Here is a 17,042-nt window from a genome sequence, read left to right as displayed (position 1 = left end):
CGCAGGCCGTAGTCGAAGGATCCCGCGCGGCGCCAGCTGCGAGGCTTTCGGCGACACGGCTTCCCGCTTCGTCCAGGGTGACAGGCTGAAGAAGGACCGAAGCGCCGCCAAGGCGGTGCATGACATAACCGCGACGCGCGGGCTCGCAGGTGCGAACGGATTTCCGCCTGCGGCGAGACAGCCGGGACGCCCCGGCTCCTCGTATATGCGCCCGCGTCGCCTGAGAAAAAGGAACGACATGGAAGAGAAGAACCCGCGCGCTCAGCGCGGAAGCGATCGCGCACGCACGGAGAACCGCAGCGGCGGGAACCCGCGCAGGGGCGAGAAGACGCCCCGAGCGAACGGAAGCGAAAGCGGCCAGAACGGCCAGAACAACAAGAAGACCCGCACGTACAAGCACGTGCAGCTCGAGCACAAGCGACCGCAGCTGTCGAAGGGCGGCCAGAACGGCCAGCAGGCGGCGGGCCGCGGCGACCAGAGCGCGCGGCGCAACTTCGCCTCGCCGAAGAAGGACCCGAACGCAACGCTCAAGATCATCCCGCTCGGCGGCCTCGACGCCATCGGCAAGAACATGACGGCCTTCGAGTGCAAGGGCGACATGATCCTCGACGACGCCGGCCTCATGTTCCCCGACGACAACCATCCGGGCGTCGACCTTATCCTGCCCGACTACACCTACGTGCTGGAGAACGCCGACAAGCTGCGCGGCATCATCATCACCCACGGCCACGAGGACCACACCGGCACGCTGCCGTACCTCATGAAGGACCTCGACCGCAACGTGCCGATCTACGGCACGAAGATGACGCTCGGCCTCATCGAGGGCAAGTTCGCCGAGCACAAGATCAAGAACGCCAAGCTCGTGGAGATCAAGCCCGGCGACCAGATCAAGCTGGGCTGCTTCACGGCCGAGTTCTTTGCCGTGAACCATTCCATCCCGGGCGCGGTGGGCGTGTTCTTCCAGAGCCCGGCCGGCAACGTGCTGCACACGGGCGACTTCAAGCTGGACCAGACGCCCATCGACGGCGTGACCACCGACTTCGGCGCGCTGTCGAAGTTCAGCCAGATCGGCGTCGACCTCATGATGAGCGACTCAACGAACGCGCAGAACCCCAACTTCACGCCGTCGGAGGCCGAGGTTGGCAAGGAGCTGGCGAAGATCATCGCGCAGGCGAAGGGACGCGTCATCATCGCGTCGTTCGCCAGCCACATCCACCGCATGCAGCAGATCTGCGACGCGGCGGTGGCCAACGGCCGCAAGGTGGTGGTCACGGGCCGCTCGATGATCCAGAACACCGACATCGCGCGCCGCCTGGGCTACCTCAGCATCAGCGACACCGACCTCATCGACGCCTACGATCTCAAGGGCATCCCGCCCGAGCAGGTGGTCATCATGTGCACGGGCAGCCAGGGCGAGCCGCTCTCGGCGCTGGCCCGCATCGCCAACGGCGAGCACCGCACCATCACCATGGACGAGGGCGACACGGTCATCGTGTCGGCCACGCCGGTGCCGGGCAACGAGAAGGCGGTCACGCGCGTCATCAACGGCCTCGCGAAGATCGGCGCGGACGTGTACGACAAGAACCGCGCCCGCGTGCACGTGTCGGGCCACGCCGGCGCCGAGGAGCTCAAGCTCGTGCTCTCCATCGTGCAGCCCAAGGCGTTCATGCCGGTGCACGGCGAGGCCACGCACCTGCGCGCCCACGCGCGTCTGGCCGAGGCCACGGGCGTGCCGGCCGACAACGTGTTCATCTGCGAGAACGGCGAGAGCCTCGAGCTGACGTCGCAGGGCGTCGTCCGCGGCGAGACCGTGCAGAGCGGCATCGTGTTCGTGGACGGCCTGTCGGTGGGCGACACCTCGCAGGGCGTGCTCGACGAGCGCAACGCGCTCGGGTCGCAGGGGTTCGCGGCCATCGCGGCCGCCGTGTCGCCGAAGGGCAAGAACGTGGTGGGCAACGTGCAGATCGAGATGCACGGCATCACGGGCGGCGACGACGACTTCCTCGTGCGCGAGGCGCAGAACACCGTGAAGAGCGCCCTCGGGCGCGCCATGGGCAAGGGAGGCGGCCAGAAGGAGTGGAAGAAGGCCGGGCGCGACGCCTTGCTGTCGCTTCTGTGGGAGCGCACGAAAACCCGCCCCATGGTGATTGTGAACTTGCTCGAGGTTTAAGCTATAATGGCCGCATGCGCCCTCGCGGCGCACGCGGCCGCATCATCGGCCGAAACGAACCCGTGAAACGCAGATCAAACGCAGCATAAAGGAGTAGGGCGTGGCCCGACAGTCATCCAGCACCGCGAAGCCGAAGGCGGCTTCGGCGGCGAAATCGAAGGGCAAGGCGGCCTCTCCCGCCGAAAAGCGGGCGAAGCAGGCCAAGGGCTCGCGCGCGCAGGCGGCGGAGGAACCCCGCCTGTTCGACGAGCGCACGCGCCGCGACATCACGGGCGTGGCCTTCGCCGTGCTCGCCGTCGTGCTGTTCGTGGCGGCGGTGCTGCCCACGAACGCCGTGGTCACGTCGTTCGTCTCCACGGCGCTCCACCTCACGCTGGGCTTGGGCGCCTACCTGCTGCCGTTCTTCCTGCTGGTCATCGGCGCCAGCTTCCTCGCCCGCTTCGACCGCGAGCGCGTGCCGACGCGCGTGGCCGTGGGCCTCGTGATGATCTTCGTGGCCGTGCTGGCCATGCTCGCCCTGTTCACGCCCGAGCCCGCGCCCGACTCCGTCGACCGGCTGTTCCTGGCCGACGAGCTCGTCGCGCGCGGAGGCTACGTGGGCGCCGGCATCGCGTGGGTGGGCCTCAGCCTGTTCGGGCAGGCGGTGTCGTGCATCGTCATGGTCGGCGTCATCCTGGCCGGGCTCGTGATCATCGGGTTCTCGCTGTCGAAGCTCGTGGAGCGCGTGCAGGACGCGCGCCGCGCGCTCGTCGGCGGCGAGGGCGACGGCGAGGTGCTGGCCGCGCCGCCCTACGCCCGCGTGAAGCGCTCGACGGGCGCGAAGGTGCCCGTGGTGCCCACGACCGGCGAGGTGGTGGAGGCGGGCGCGACGAACGTCCTGCCGCGCGCCAAGGACGCCGCGAAGGCCCGTCCGGGCAAGCCGCGCCGCGCGTCGCAGTCGCTGCCCACGCAGGCCATAGGCAACCGCGCGGCCACCGCCGAGGAGGGGGCGGGCGAGGCGCCGCAGACGCTCACGCGCAAGCTCGGCCGCAAGCACGACAAATCCGGAAGCGCCCCTTCGGCCCCCACGTCGCGGGCGAGCTCCACTCCCTTGGCCGCCCCGCGCCCGGCGGACGGCTTCGTGCTGCCGCCTGCGGACTTGCTGGCCGTGTCGAAGAACTCCAAGAAGGACCGCGCCTCAGACGCCGAGCTGGCCGACACCGCGGCCTGCCTCCAGGAGACCCTCGAGAGCTTCGCCATCATGGCCGAGGTCGTGGGCTGGGTGGCCGGCCCCACGGTGACGCTGTTCAAGGTGGACCTGCCCGCAGGCGTGCGCGTCAGCCGCATCACGGCGCTCGAGCAGGACATCGCGCTCGCTCTGGCCGCGCCGGGCGTGCGCATCTTCGCGCCTATCCCCGGCACGAACTACGTCGGCATCGAGGTGCCCAACCGCACGCGCCAGAGCGTGCTGTTGGGCGACGTCATCAAGGACGCCGACGAGGGCCCGCTGCAGATCGTCATCGGCAAGGACGTCGAGGGGCGCTCGATCGTCTCCGACCTTGCGAAGATGCCCCACCTGCTCATCGGCGGCACCACCGGCTCGGGCAAGTCGGTGTCCATCAACGCGATGATCATGTCCATCCTCATGCGCGCCACGCCTTCCGAGGTGCGATTCATCATGATCGACCCGAAGCGCGTGGAGTTCACGCCTTACAACGGCATCCCGCACCTGTACGTGCCCGTGGTCACCGAGCCGCGCGAGGCGGCCAGCGCGCTGTCGTGGGGCGTGGCCGAGATGGAGCGGCGCCTGAAGGTGTTCTCGAAGGTGGGCGCCCGCAACATCGGCCAGTACAACGCCAAGGTGCAGGCCGAGCTTGCCGCGCAGCAGAAGGCGATCGAGGCCGGCGAGGAGCCGCCCGCCGGCGAGATGGGCGCCGAGCTGCCCTACCTCGTCATCATCATCGACGAGCTGGCCGACCTCATGATGAACGTGGGCAAGGAGGTGGAGTTCTCCATCAGCCGCATCGCGCAGCTCGCGCGCGCGGCCGGCATCCACCTCATCGTGGCCACGCAGCGCCCTTCCACGAACGTCGTGACGGGCCTCATCAAGGCGAACATCACGAACCGCATCTCGTTCAACGTGGCCAGCGGCATCGACAGCCGCGTCATCCTCGACACGCCGGGCGCCGAGAACCTCATCGGCCTGGGCGACCTGCTGCTCTCGAAGCCCGAGTTCGCCCGGCCCCAGCGCATCCAGGGCTGCTACGTGTCGGAGGACGAGATCAACGCCGTGGTGGCCATGCTCAAGGACCAGGGCGAACCGGACTACCACTCCGAGATCCTGCAGACGAACCTCATCACGCTGGGCGCTTCGCAGCCCGACGGCTCGGGCGGCGGCGTCTCCGACGACGACCCGCTCATCTGGGAGGCGGCCGACATCGTGGTGTCGAGCGGCCTCGGATCAACCTCGAACATCCAGCGCCGCCTCAAGGTGGGCTATTCGCGCGCTGGGCGTATAATGGACATGCTGGAGGAAAAGGGCGTCGTGGGGCCGCCGAACGGCAGCAAGCCCCGCGAAGTGCTCGTGGACGCCATGGAGCTCGAGACGTTGAAGGCCTTCGAGGCGCACGACGCGGCGAGCCCGGAGGAATAACGAGGTGGCGCAGGTGACATTCGGTACCATTTTGAGAGAGGCGCGCGAGCGCAAGGGCTACGACCTCGCGACGGCCGCGCGGAGGCTCCGCATCCGCCCCGACATCCTCCGCGCCATCGAGGAGGACGACTTCTCGCGCATGCCCCCGCGCGGGTACGCGCGCAACATGGTGAACGCCTACGCGCGCCTCGTGGGCCTCAACCCCACCGAGATGACGCGCATGTACCTGGACGAGGCCTACGCCTACCAGGTGGGGCGCGCCCGCAACGACGCCCAGCCCTCGGGCTTCGATCGGGGCGGCTCGTCGCGCACCGCCCGCTCGTCTGCGCGCCAGGGCGCCCGGCCGGCCCAGCAGGCCGACGAGCGCCCGCCGCGGCAGAACGCGCTCGGGCGCACGATGTACGACGACCGGCGCGACTACGGCCGCGACTACGGCACGCGCAGCGGCGGGGCGGGGCGCCTCTACTCCGAGGACCGCACGCATCCCAGCCGCCATGCGGCGCTTCCGAACGCCGAGTACACGAACTTCTACGCAGGGCCGAAGGCCTCGAGCGTCGTGCAGTCGAAGCTGCCGTTCATCATCGCGGGCGGCGTGATCCTCGTGCTGCTCGTCGTGGTGCTCGTGCTCGTGTTCGGCAACAACGGCGGCGGCTCCAACGAGGATATGACGAAGCTGCCGGTGACGGGGCTCACCGATCCGACGCAGGACGGCAGCGGGTCGGACGGCAGCGCCGAGAGCGCCCAGCCGCAGCCCGCGCCCAAGGAGACGGCCCCGACCAGCCTGAAGGTGACGTACTCGATCGCGAAGAACACGCCCGTGTACGCCGTCATCACGCAAGACGGCGTGGCGACGGATCAGATGTTCTCGGGCGGCGAGGAGGACACGGTCGAGCTGACCGAAGGCGGCACCTGGTCGTTCGCCGCCTGGGCGAGCGACGGCGTGACCATCACCGCGGACGGCGAGGCGGTCGAGTTCGACGGCGCCGACGCGAGCGGCATGCCGATGGCCACGGTAGACTTCGACGCCTACCTCGAGCAGTGGTACGAAGACCATCCGGATGCCAAGAAGAAGGACGCGGGCGATACGGACGCCGCCGGCGACTCCGACGCGGGAGGCGCAGGCGAGGGCTCGGCGACCGGCGACGGGTCTCAAGCGACGTAGGGCCCGACCGGCAAGAGCGCCCGCTCGTCGTGGAGCGCCTCTGAAATTGCCGGCCTGAACGCGAAAATGCGCTATGCTGTGCGCAAACGAAAATTCGAGCGGCCCGCAAGCGCGGGCCGCGTCGTGCGGAAAGGAACGCTCATGGCCAAGGAATCCAGCTTCGACGTCGTGTCCACGGTCGACATGCAGGAGGTGGACAACGCCTTCCAGCAGGCGAAGAAGGAGCTCGCCCAGCGCTACGACCTGAAGGATTCGGGGGCCGAGATAACGCTGGACAAGGCGAGCAAGACCATGACGGTGGCGGCGCCGGCAGACTTCGTGGCCAAGCAGGTCATCGACGTCATCGGCTCGAAGCTCATCCGCCGCGGGATCGACCTCGCCGCCGTGCAGTGGGCCGAGCCCGAGGCGGCCGCCGGCCAGAGCGTGCGCCAGAAGGCCACCATCGTCGAGGGTATCGAGAAGGACGTCGCCAGCAAGATCAACAAGGACATCAAGGCCGAGAAGTTCAAGGTGAAGGTGCAGATCGAGGGCGACAAGCTGCGCGTCAGCTCGCCGTCGCGCGATGCGCTGCAGGAGGTCATCGCGTTCCTCAAGGGCAACGATTACGGCCAGCCGCTCCAGTTCGTCAACTACCGCTAGGACGGTCGCGCCATTATGGAACGCTCATCTGACGCGGCGCTCGCTGCGCCCCGCGTCGCCTTCGTCACGCTGGGGTGCGCGAAGAACGAGGCGGACACGGCTCGCATGCGCGCGCGGCTCGTGCAGGCCGGCTTTTCGATCGAGGACGATCCGGCCTGCGCCGACGCCGTGGTGGTGAACACCTGCTCGTTCATCCAGAGCGCCACGGAGGAGAGCCTCGAGGCCATCTTCGACGTTGCGGGGCTGCCCAACGTGGCGGCAGGGGCGGCGCTCATCGTGGCCGGCTGCATGCCTGCGCGCTACGGCGACGACCTGGCGGGCGAGCTCGTCGAGGCGCGCGCGTTCGTGCCGTGCAGCCGCGAGGACGACATCGCCGCCGTCGCGGCCGAGGCGCTGGGGCTCGACGAGCTCCCCGCGAGAGACGCCGAGGCGCCTGTTGTCCTGCCGGGCTCCGTGTCGGCCTACGTGAAGATCTCCGACGGCTGCGACCGCTTCTGCACGTACTGCACCATTCCCTACATCCGCGGGCGCTACCGCAGCTTCCCGCTCGACGACGTGCGCGCCGACGTGGCCGCTCAGGTGGAGGCCGGCGCGCGCGAGATCGTGCTCATCGCCCAGGACACGGGGCGCTGGGGCGCCGACTTCGAGGAGCCGTCGTCTTTGGCGAGGCTTCTGTCGGCCTTGGCCGAGCAGTTCCCGCAGACGTGGTTCCGCGTCATGTACATACAGCCGGAGGGCCTCACCGACGAGCTGCTCGACGCCGTGGCCGCGCACGCGAACGTGTGCGATTACTTCGACATCCCGCTGCAGCACGTCGACGCGGGCATCCTGCGCGCTATGAACCGCACGGGCTCGCGCGAGGAGTTCATGGCCCTCGTCGAGCGCGTGCTCGCGCACGTGCCGGGCGCCACGCTGCGCACGACGCTCATCGCGGGCTTCCCCGGCGAAACCGACGAGCAGTTCGAGGATCTGTGCTCCTTCGTGGAGGAGGGGCTGTTCGACTACGTGGGCGTGTTCCCGTACTCGCGCGAGGAGGGCACGCGCGCTTACGACCTGCCCGACCAGGTTGACGAGGACGAGAAGGCCGACCGCGCCCAGCGCTTGCGCGACCTGGCCGACGCCGTGTGCTGCCCGCGCATCGCCGCGCGCGTCGGGCGCGAGATGGACGTGCTCGTGGAGGGGTTCGAGGAGGACGGCCAGCTGTTCGGGCGCGCCATGTGCCAGGCGCCCGAGGTGGACGGCGTCACCTACCTCGCCGCAGGCGAGCCGGGCGAGGTGCGGCGCGTTCGCATCGCCGACACGCTGCTCTACGAGATGGAAGGGGAGTGAGCGCGATGGCGCAAGGTCCCGTCCACGAGAAGCTGTGGACGCCGGCGAACGTGGTGACGCTCTTGCGCATCTGCCTCGTGCCGGTGTTCGTGGTGGCCATCATCAGCCCGTGGCCCGAGTACTTCCCGTTCTGGCCCGACGCCGAGGCGTCGAAATCGTGGATCGCCGCCGGCATCTTCATCCTGCTGGCCGCCACCGACGGCCTCGACGGGTACCTGGCCCGCAGCCGCGGCGAAGTGACGAACTTCGGCAAGTTCATCGACCCGCTGGCCGACAAGATCCTCGTGGCGGCCGCGCTGCTCGCGCTCATCGAGCTGGGCGTGCTGCCCTCGTGGGTGGCGCTCGTCATACTCACGCGCGAGTTCATCGTCTCGGGCATACGCATGGTGGCGGCCAGCCAGGGCGTGGTCATCGCGGCCAGCTGGTACGGCAAGGCGAAGACCGTCACGCAGATCATCGCCATCGTGCTGTTCATCGTCAAGGACAGCGTGGTCATCACCGACCCGCAAGGCGTGCTGCACAACCCGCTGTACCTCGTGTCGTGGGCGGTCATGCTCGTGGCGGTGGCGCTCACCATCGTCTCGATGCTCGACTACTTCGTGAAGGCGAAGGAGATCCTCGGGTTCACGCCGTCGGGTAAGCGCGCGAAGCGCGCGGCGAAGGTTGCCGAGAGCGCGGCGGCGGAAGCGGATGCGGCCGACGGGTCGGCGGTGCGCGCGCTCGACGCCGAGGAGGCTGCGAGCATCGCGCCCGAGGCGCTCGACGAGCTGGCCGGGCGCGTGCTGGAGGCAGCCCGCGCGGCGGGGAAGACCATCGGCGCGGCCGAGAGCCTCACGGGCGGCCTCATCGCCGCGACGCTCACCGACGTTCCGGGCAGCTCGGACGTCGTGCGCGGCGGCATCGTCAGCTACTCGTCCGATGTGAAGCGCGACGTGCTGGGCGTGGGCCGCGAGACGCTCGCCTTGTGCGGCGCGGTCAGCGAGGAGACGGCGAGCGCCATGGCGGAGGGCGCCCGGCGCACGCTCGCGTGCGACGTGGCCGTGTCGGTGACGGGCATCGCCGGGCCGGGCGGGGCCGAGCCGGGCAAGCCGGTGGGCACCGTGTGGATCGGCCGCGCGGATGCGGCTCTCACCTGCGCACGCTGCTGCCATTTCCCCGGAACGCGCGACGAGGTTCGCCTGCTCACCGTGCGCGCGGCGCTCGAGTTCGCGCTCGAGGCGCTGGAAACGCGCTAGAATCGCGCGAGCGTCGCGGGGAAACCGCGTTGGATCGGGTGGCAAGAAACGTGGAAACCGCGTGCCTTCGGCGTGGTAGGCGCGCTGGATCGAGAGGTGCTGCGCGCTGGATGCGCGCCATCGGGACGTGATACGGCGACGCTATACTGGGGTTGCAAGCTTCTTTCGCGAAAATGCTTGACCGACAAACATATGTTCGTATAATGGTAAGCAGCAAACGCTCCGCGTCCTTGGCGCTCGCGGCAGGAAGAGAAGGAACCGCATGAACGAAGAAAAATCGAAGATGCTCAAGCTGACCACCGATCAGATCGAGACCAAGTTCGGCAAGGGCTCCATCATGAAGTTCGGCGAGGGCGGTCACGACCTCAACATCGGGGTCATCCCGACCGGCGCGCTGCCGCTCGACGCGGCACTCGGCATCGGCGGCGTTCCGCGCGGGCGCATCGTGGAGGTGTACGGCCCCGAGTCGAGCGGCAAGACCACGCTCGCGCTCCAGATCATCGCCGAGGCGCAGGCCATGGGCGGCATCGTGGCCTTCATCGACGCCGAGCACGCGCTTGACCCCGTGTACGCCGCGCGCTTGGGCGTCGACATCGACGAGGTGCTCATCTCGCAGCCCGACACCGGCGAGCAGGCGCTCGAGATCTGCGACATGCTCGTGCGCTCGGGCGCCATCGACGCCGTCGTGGTCGACTCCGTGGCCGCGCTCGTGCCCCGCGCCGAGATCGAGGGCGAGATCGGCGACACCACGGTGGGTTTGCAGGCGCGCCTCATGTCCCAGGCCTTGCGCAAGCTGGCCGGGTCGCTGTCGAAGTCGAACACCACGTGCATCTTCATCAACCAGCTGCGCGAGAAGATCGGCGTCATGTTCGGCAACCCCGAGACCACGACGGGCGGCCGCGCCCTCAAGTTCTTCTCGAGCGTGCGCATCGACATCCGCCGCATCGACTCCATCAAGAAGGACGGCGAGATCGTGGGCAACCGCGTGCGCGCCAAGGTGGTCAAGAACAAGGTGGCCCCGCCGTTCCGCCAGGCCGAGTTCGACCTCATGTACGGCGAGGGCATCTCGCGCGAAGGCTGCATCGTCGACATGGCCGTCGAGGCCGGCGTGGCCAAGAAGAGCGGCGCGTGGTACACCTACGGCGAGGAGCGCTTGGGCCAAGGGCGCGAAGCGGCGAAGCAGACGCTCAAGGAGAACCCCGATTTGCGCGACGAGCTGGAGACGAAGGTGCGCGAGGCCTTCGAGATCCCCATCATCACGCGCTCGACCGAGGAGGCCAACGCACTCACTCCGGTCGCCAAGCCGACGAAGAAGAAGTAGCATGCCCGAGTCCCCGAGCGATCTCCGCGCCCGCCTGCGCGCGGAGATCGCCGCCATCGAGCAGGGCAAGGCGCCCGCCGCCGACGCCGCAAAGCCCTCCCGTTCTCGGGAGGCTTCCGACGGCCCGCACGCTCGCGACGCCGCCCGCGGCGCATCCGGCAATCACCCCGACGGCCCCTGCGCACGCGTCAAGGGCCTTCGTTTCGAGCCGGAGGAGGCCCTCGACGGCGCCGATGGCGCCCGGTTCGCCGACCCTGAGGCCGCCTTCCGCAAGATCGAGCGTCTCTGCCTCGTGCGCGAGCAGGCGAGCGAGCAGCTGCGCCGTCGCCTCGCGCGCGACGGTTTCGAGCCCGAGGCCGTCGAGGCGGCGCTTTCGCGCGCGCTGGCCTGCGGCCTCGTCGACGACGCCCGGTTCGCCGACGTGCTCGTGCGCAGCCGCCTCGCCCAGGGGCGTGGGAAGCGCGGCATCGCGGCGGAGCTCGAGGGGCTCGGCATCGACGCCGACGGCGTGGATGCGCTCGCCGAGCGGGACGGCGACGATGCGGGCGAGGTCGAGCGCGCCCTCGCGCTGCTCGACCGCAAGCCGCCGCGGGCGAAGAACCGACGCGATGCCGCCTACCGTCGCCTCGCCCAGAAGGGCTTCAGCTCCTCGGTGTCGTCGACGGCCGCCCGACTCTGGTGCGAAGCGCATCCCGTCGAGGGGTAGGGGCCGTTTTACCCGCATTCCGCCCCCGCTTTTCAGATTATTTCTTGTCAGGGCTTTTACAATTCGGGCACAACCTTTATCATATAGTGCAGCTTGAATGATCGTACCTGATGAGGGTACTTCTTATAGACAAATTCATACGATGCCACCCGTATCGCGTGCGTTCGTTCATGCCCGGTTTTCTCCGGGATTTTTTATGTCTATGTCCCTTGTATGTACCGCTCTACTGGAAACTGAAACGAAAGGGGGAGCGTATGCCCGAATTCATCTGGCTGATCATCGGAGCCGTCGTCGGCATCGCCCTCGGCTTCGTCGTCACCCGCTACCTGGTCAACGCGTCCACGAAGCGCGCGGCGCAGGAGGCCGAATCCGTGGTGAACGACGCGAAACGACAAGCCGAAACGCTGCGCCGAGAGGCCATCATCGAAGCGAAGGACGAAGCGCTCAAGCTGAAGCAGGAGGCGCAGGCCGAGAGCAAGGAGCGCCTGCGCGAAGTGCGTTCCGCCGAGAACCGCATCTCGCAGCGCGAGGAATCGCTCGACCGCCGCGTGGAGTCGCTCGACGCCCGCGAGCATCAGATCTCGTCCATGCAGGGCCAGCTCGAACGTCGCGAGCGCGATCTCGACGAGGCCGCGCAGGAAGTGAGCTACCGCCTCGAGCGCGTCGCCGGCATGACGCCGGACGAGGCGAAGGCGGAGCTGCTCGACACGCTCAAGGACGAGGTGACGCACGAGTCCGCGGCCATCATCCGCGATGCCGAGGCCCGCGCGAAGGCCGAAGCCGACAAGAAGGCCCGCTCGATCCTCAGCCTGGCCATCCAGCGCGTCGCGGCGGACCACTCGGCCGAGACCACCGTGTCCGCCATCCACATCCCCTCCGACGACCTCAAGGGCCGCATCATCGGCCGCGAGGGCCGCAACATCCGCTCGTTCGAGCAGCTGACCGGCACGAACCTCATCATCGACGACACCCCGGAGTGCGTGACCATCTCGTGCTTCGACCCGGTGCGCCGCGAGATCGGCCGCGTGACGATGGAGAACCTCGTGGCCGACGGCCGCATCCATCCGGCGCGCATCGAGGAGATGTTCGGCAAGGCCGAGGCGTTCGTGAACCAGCGCGTCCAGGAAGCGGGCGAGCAGGCCACGTTCGACACCGGCATCCACGACCTGCACCCCGAGCTCGTGCGCACGCTCGGCCGCCTGCGCTACCGCACCTCGTACGGCCAGAACGTGCTGAACCATTCGCTCGAAGTGGCCTACCTCTCGGGCGTCATGGCGTCCGAGCTGGGGCTCGACCCCATCCCGGCCAAACGCGCCGGCCTGCTGCACGACCTCGGCAAGGCGGTCGATCACGAGGTGGAGGGCAGCCATGCCGTCATCGGCGCCGATCTGGCCCGTCGCTTCGGCGAGCGTGCCGAGATCGTCCATGCCATCGAAGCGCACCACAACGACGTGGAGCCGTCCAGCGTGCTGGCCGTGCTCGTGCAGGCGGCCGACGCCGTGTCCGCGGCGCGCCCCGGCGCCCGCAAGGAGACCCTCGACGCCTACGTGAAGCGCCTCGAGAAGCTGGAGGAGATCGCCAGCTCGTACAAGGGCGTGGAGCGGACCTACGCCATCCAGGCCGGCCGCGAGGTGCGCGTGATGGTGGAGCCCGACACGGTGGACGAGGCCGCCACCACGGTGCTCGCGCACGACATCGCGCAGCGCATCGAGAACGAGATGCAGTACCCCGGCCAGGTGAAGGTCGTGGTCATCCGCGAGAGCCGCGCGGTCGGCGTCGCGAAGTAGGGCGCGCGCCCCGTGGCCGACGAAGCGCTCGAAGCCTTCATAGAGAACGTATGCGGCGATAGCCATCTCCGGGTCGAGGCCGACCTCGGGGATGGCTTCGTCCGTTTGAAGAGCGCCGAAGCCGAGCGTCGGCAAGCGGCGCACGACATCCGCTCCACCGAGGACATCGTCATCGAGATGCTGCGCAACGCGCGCGACGCGCACGCGAAGAGCATCTTCCTCGCCGTGTCCCGCGAGGGGCAGCGTCGTCGGCTCGTCATGATCGACGACGGCGACGGCGTGCCCGCCGCCATGCACGAGCGCATCTTCGAGCCGCGCGTCACGTCCAAGCTCGACAGCATGCACATGGACAAATGGGGCGTCCACGGCCGCGGCATGGCGCTGTACTCCATCGCGGTCAACGCCGAGACGGCGCGCGTCGTCGCCTCGGACGCGGGAAAGGGCGCCGCGCTCGTCGTGGAGACCGACCTCGACCGCCTCGGCGAGAAGGCCGACCAGTCGAGCTTCCCCGTGTTCGAGCGCACCGAATCGGGGAGCATCGCCGTGCGCGGGCCGAAGAACATCCTGCGAACCGCCTGCGAGTTCGCCATCGAGTGCCGCCACGACTGTACCGTGTACCTCGGCTCGCTCACCGACATCGCGGCGACGCTCTACGCCTTCGGGCTCTCCTCGCTCACCTCGGCCATGCGCGCGTTCTGCACCGACGCCTCCGAGCTGCCGGTGGCCAAGCGCCTGTCCGTGGCCGTGGATCCCGCCGGCTTCGCCGAGGAGGCCGAGGCGCTCGGCCTGGCTCTGTCGGAGCGCTCGGCCCGCCGCATCTTGGACGGCGAGATCGCCCCGGTCGACGCGCTGGTGAACCGCGTGCGCATCGAGGGGGACCCCGAGCCGCGCCCGAGCTCTCGTCCGTCGAAAGCGCCGGCAGCCGACGCTCGCGGGCTCAAGATCGCGCCGGACGACCTGGATGCGTTCTCCCAGCGCATCGCGCGCGCGTTTTCCGAGCTTGCCCGCGACTACTACTTGGAGCCCGAGGTGAAGCCAGACGTGCGCGTGGGCAAGGACGGCGTGCGCATCCACATCCCCATCGAGAAGCTACGGTGACGAACCCGCTTGACAACAGCATAGCCGCAGGTTGCGCGCCATAGCGTTAATGAGTAGAATGGATAGAGCATAAGAATAACCTATCTCACGCACAACGGAATCCTATCGCAGCATACACAGCAAACCATACGGACTACCCAACGACAAAGGATAGGCATGCCCACTTCCGAACATAAGCCAGACGTTGGCTGCTTGAAGGTATCGTCGAAGTCGTCGCCCGCCTCCGTCGCCGGCGCCATCGCCGGCATGGTGAAGGACGGCGTGAGCGTCGAGATCCAGGCGGTGGGCGCCGGCGCGGTCAACCAGGCGGTCAAGGCCATCGCCATCTCCCGCGGCTTCCTGTCTCCCATCGGCATCGAGATCGCCTGCGTCCCCTCGTTCGCCGACATCGTCATCGACGGCGAATACCGCACCGCCATCCGCTTCACGGTGGATCCGCGCTACACGCGCGGCGTCGCTCAGCCTCTGAGCGACGATTCCCACCGCTCCGCCCCCGAGACCCGCTGAAACGAAAACGAGCTTATGCATACCCCATTCACGAACTTGACGTTCTGCATCCGCACGTTCGGATGCCAGATGAACAAGCACGATTCCGAACGCATCGCCGGCATGCTCGAAGGCCTGGGCGCGCTGGCGGTCGACGCCATCGAGGACGCCGACATCGTTGCGTTCATGACCTGCTGCGTGCGCGAAGCCGCCGACACGCGGCTGTACGGCCAGGTCGCCTCGCTCAAGAACATCCCGTTGCGTGCGGGCACGCCGCTGTCGAAGCGCATCGTCGCCGTGGGCGGCTGCATCGGCCAGCGCGACGGCGAGAAGCTCGTCGAAGAGCTGAAGCACCTCGACGTGGTGTTCGGCACGCACAACCTCGGCTCGCTGCCGCGTCTGCTCGAGGCGGCGCTCGCCGAAGGCGGCCATCAGGTGGAGGTGCTCGACGCCGCGTCGTCGTTCCCCACCGAGCTGCCCACGGCGCGCGAGCACGAGTGGGCGGCATGGCTGCCCATCACCATCGGCTGCAACAACTTCTGCTCGTATTGCATCGTGCCGTACGTGCGCGGGCGCGAGAAGTCGCGGCCGCTCGAGGATATCGTCGCCGAGGCCGAGCGCTACGTGGCCGCCGGCGTGAAGGAGATCACGCTGCTCGGCCAGAACGTGAACTCCTACGGGCGCGACCTGTACGGCTCGCCCCGCTTCGCCGCGGTGCTCGACGCCCTCGATCAGACGGGCATCGAGCGCCTTCGGTTCGCCACGAGCCATCCGAAGGACCTCAATGACGAGGTCATCGGCAAGTTCGCGACCCTGCGGTCGCTCATGCCGGCGCTTCACCTGCCCGTGCAGTCGGGCTCGGACGCCGTGCTCGCCGCGATGAACCGCCGCTACACGCGCGACCACTACCGGGGCCTCATCGCGAAGCTGCGCGACGCCGTGGGCGACATCGCGCTGTCCACCGACATCATCGTCGGGTTCCCCGGCGAGACGGCCAAGGACTTCGAGGACACGTACCGGCTCGTGGACGAGGTGGGCTACCACCAGGTGTTCACGTTCATCTACTCGAAGCGCGAGGGCACGCCGGCCGCGTCCATGGACGACGACACGCCGCGCGAGGTGATCCAGCAGCGCTTCGACCGGCTCGTGGACCTCGTGCAAAAGCGCGCCTTCGAGGCGAACCAGCAGGATCTGGGAAGCACGATCGACGTGCTGGTGGAAGGCTCGTCGAAGCGCGACGAGGGCCTGCTGGCGGGCAAGAGCCCGAAGAACCAGACCGTGCACGCGCCGGCGCCTGCGGGCACGCGCGCGGAGGACCTTGCGGGCAGCATCGTGCGCGTGCGGGTGGACGAGGCGAAGACGTGGTACCTCGCGGGCGAGGTCGTGGGCGAGCGCGATGCGGCCTCCGCACGCTGAGCCGGCCTTGACGGAGGCTTCGTTCGCGCTGGGCGCTCCCGTGGTCTGCGTCGTGGGGCCCACCGCGTCCGGCAAGACCGACCTCGCGCAGCTGCTCGCGCTCGAGCTGGGCGGGGAGGTGGTCAGCGCCGACTCCATGCAGATCTACCGCGGCATGGACATCGGCACGGGCAAGCTGCCCGCGTCCGAGCGCCTCGTGCCGCATCATGGGCTCGACCTCGTCGACCCGGGCGAGCCGTTCTCCGCCGCGCTGTTCCAAGAGTACGCGCGCGGCTGCTTCCGCGCGATCGACGCGCGTGGCAAGCGCAGCGTGCTGGCGGGGGGAACGGGCTTCTACGTGCGCGCGGCCGTCGATGCGTACGACTTCCCCGCGGGCGAGCAGGTGGGCAATCCCGTGCGCGACCGCTATCAGGCCGTGGCGCGCGAGCAAGGCGCAGAGGCGTTGTGGAAGCTGCTCGCCGCGCGGGACGAGGCGAGCGCGGCGCTCATCCCGCCCGCCGACGTCAAGCGCGTCGTGCGCGCCTTCGAGCTGCTCGAAGAGGGCACGACGTACGCCGCGCAGCGCGCCCGGCTCTCTCGGCTCCCGCAGCTCGTGCCCGCGACCTTCTTCGGCTTGGCCGTCGACCCCGATGTGCTGCGCGCGCGCATCGACGCGCGGGTGGAAGCCATGGTCGAGGCGGGACTCGTGGCCGAGGTGGAGGGGCTGCTCGCGCGCGGCTTCCGCGAAGGGGTGACGGCGCCCCAGGCCATCGGCTACAAGGAGATCGTCGACGCGATCGACGGGCGCATCTCCCTCGACGAGGCCGTCGAGCGGATCAAGCTGGCCACGCGGCGCTACGCGAAGCGGCAGCGCACGTGGTTCCGCAAGGACGCGCGCATCCGGTGGCTCGACGCGACGAAGCGCGAGCTGCCGTCACTCGCCGACGAGGCGCTTGGGCTGTTGAACGGCGACGTTGCCTGACGGTTTCCCCAGACGGAAGGGCGCATGTGGTATGATACGGAGCCACGGGCAGGGTTCTGCCGTCGAACCGTTCAAGATCGGAGCACCTATCATGCAGACA

General features: G+C 68.7%; 13 protein-coding genes. All 13 read left to right on the top strand.

The genetic code is table 11. The annotated features are described in order from the left end of the window. Window positions 1-238 precede the first annotated feature (238 nt). The 13 genes from C1A15_RS10585 to miaA all read left to right on the top strand — a co-directional run bounded on the left by C1A15_RS10585 (window position 239) and on the right by miaA (window position 16,942). Complete coding sequence (locus C1A15_RS10585; protein ID WP_101722534.1) at window positions 239-2,170, top strand: ribonuclease J; 1,932 nt, start codon at window positions 239-241, stop codon at window positions 2,168-2,170. Between the two features lie 100 nt (window positions 2,171-2,270). Continuing rightward, window positions 2,271-4,802 carry an FtsK/SpoIIIE family DNA translocase gene (locus C1A15_RS10580; RefSeq protein WP_101722533.1) on the top strand — a complete coding sequence of 844 codons (2,532 nt, stop codon included), beginning with the start codon at window positions 2,271-2,273 and terminating at the stop codon, window positions 4,800-4,802. Window positions 4,803-4,806: 4 nt separating this feature from the next. Further along, window positions 4,807-5,964 carry a helix-turn-helix domain-containing protein gene (locus C1A15_RS10575; RefSeq protein WP_245865000.1) on the top strand — a complete coding sequence of 386 codons (1,158 nt, stop codon included), beginning with the start codon at window positions 4,807-4,809 and terminating at the stop codon, window positions 5,962-5,964. 141 nt (window positions 5,965-6,105) lie between these two features. Continuing rightward, window positions 6,106-6,603 (top strand): YajQ family cyclic di-GMP-binding protein, encoded by a 498-nt coding sequence (locus C1A15_RS10570; RefSeq protein ID WP_101722532.1) that lies wholly within the window; start codon window positions 6,106-6,108, stop codon window positions 6,601-6,603. Window positions 6,604-6,618: 15 nt separating this feature from the next. Further along, complete coding sequence (rimO, locus tag C1A15_RS10565) at window positions 6,619-7,932, top strand: 30S ribosomal protein S12 methylthiotransferase RimO (protein ID WP_101722531.1); 1,314 nt, start codon at window positions 6,619-6,621, stop codon at window positions 7,930-7,932. Window positions 7,933-7,937: 5 nt separating this feature from the next. After that, a complete protein-coding gene (gene pgsA / locus C1A15_RS10560; protein ID WP_101722530.1) occupies window positions 7,938-9,167 on the top strand; it encodes a CDP-diacylglycerol--glycerol-3-phosphate 3-phosphatidyltransferase in 1,230 nt (409 codons plus the stop codon). 262 nt (window positions 9,168-9,429) lie between these two features. Then, window positions 9,430-10,488: a recombinase RecA gene (gene recA, locus C1A15_RS10555; protein ID WP_101722529.1), complete on the top strand. Its 1,059-nt coding sequence runs from the start codon at window positions 9,430-9,432 to the stop codon at window positions 10,486-10,488. Between the two features lies 1 nt (window position 10,489). Next, on the top strand, window positions 10,490-11,194 hold the full coding sequence (locus C1A15_RS10550; RefSeq protein ID WP_101722528.1) for a regulatory protein RecX: 705 nt from the start codon (window positions 10,490-10,492) through the stop codon (window positions 11,192-11,194). Between the two features lie 254 nt (window positions 11,195-11,448). Then, window positions 11,449-12,981 (top strand): ribonuclease Y, encoded by a 1,533-nt coding sequence (gene rny / locus C1A15_RS10545; protein ID WP_101722527.1) that lies wholly within the window; start codon window positions 11,449-11,451, stop codon window positions 12,979-12,981. A gap of 12 nt (window positions 12,982-12,993) precedes the next feature. Next, the gene (locus C1A15_RS10540; protein WP_101722526.1) at window positions 12,994-14,079 is read left to right on the top strand and encodes an ATP-binding protein; all 1,086 of its coding nucleotides are present in this window, start codon (window positions 12,994-12,996) and stop codon (window positions 14,077-14,079) included. Window positions 14,080-14,235: 156 nt separating this feature from the next. Further along, window positions 14,236-14,586, top strand: a complete 351-nt coding sequence (locus C1A15_RS10535; protein WP_101722525.1) for a stage V sporulation protein S — start codon at window positions 14,236-14,238, stop codon at window positions 14,584-14,586. A 15-nt stretch (window positions 14,587-14,601) separates the two neighbouring features. After that, a complete protein-coding gene (gene miaB / locus C1A15_RS10530; protein ID WP_101722524.1) occupies window positions 14,602-15,981 on the top strand; it encodes a tRNA (N6-isopentenyl adenosine(37)-C2)-methylthiotransferase MiaB in 1,380 nt (459 codons plus the stop codon). A 7-nt stretch (window positions 15,982-15,988) separates the two neighbouring features. Then, window positions 15,989-16,942, top strand: coding sequence for a tRNA (adenosine(37)-N6)-dimethylallyltransferase MiaA (gene miaA, locus C1A15_RS10525; RefSeq protein WP_245864999.1), 954 nt, complete (start codon window positions 15,989-15,991; stop codon window positions 16,940-16,942). The last annotated feature ends 100 nt before the right edge of the window (window positions 16,943-17,042 follow it).

The organism is Eggerthella timonensis (genome assembly GCF_900184265.1).
Taxonomy (GTDB): Bacteria; Actinomycetota; Coriobacteriia; order Coriobacteriales; family Eggerthellaceae; genus Eggerthella; species Eggerthella timonensis.
The sequence above is the reverse complement of the archived record's forward strand: the minus strand, read 5'-3'. Positions and strand labels throughout refer to the sequence as shown.

What these genes read in the sequence shown, in the direction of transcription:
- C1A15_RS10585 (WP_101722534.1), top strand. Translation starts at nt 239, where the DNA reads ATGGAAGAGAAGAACCCGCGCGCTCAGCGCGGAAGCGATCGCGCACGC.
- C1A15_RS10570 (WP_101722532.1), top strand. Translation starts at nt 6,106, where the DNA reads ATGGCCAAGGAATCCAGCTTCGACGTCGTGTCCACGGTCGACATGCAG.
- rimO (WP_101722531.1), top strand. Translation starts at nt 6,619, where the DNA reads ATGGAACGCTCATCTGACGCGGCGCTCGCTGCGCCCCGCGTCGCCTTC.
- pgsA (WP_101722530.1), top strand. Translation starts at nt 7,938, where the DNA reads ATGGCGCAAGGTCCCGTCCACGAGAAGCTGTGGACGCCGGCGAACGTG.
- recA (WP_101722529.1), top strand. Translation starts at nt 9,430, where the DNA reads ATGAACGAAGAAAAATCGAAGATGCTCAAGCTGACCACCGATCAGATC.
- C1A15_RS10550 (WP_101722528.1), top strand. Translation starts at nt 10,490, where the DNA reads ATGCCCGAGTCCCCGAGCGATCTCCGCGCCCGCCTGCGCGCGGAGATC.
- rny (WP_101722527.1), top strand. Translation starts at nt 11,449, where the DNA reads ATGCCCGAATTCATCTGGCTGATCATCGGAGCCGTCGTCGGCATCGCC.
- C1A15_RS10535 (WP_101722525.1), top strand. Translation starts at nt 14,236, where the DNA reads ATGCCCACTTCCGAACATAAGCCAGACGTTGGCTGCTTGAAGGTATCG.
- miaB (WP_101722524.1), top strand. Translation starts at nt 14,602, where the DNA reads ATGCATACCCCATTCACGAACTTGACGTTCTGCATCCGCACGTTCGGA.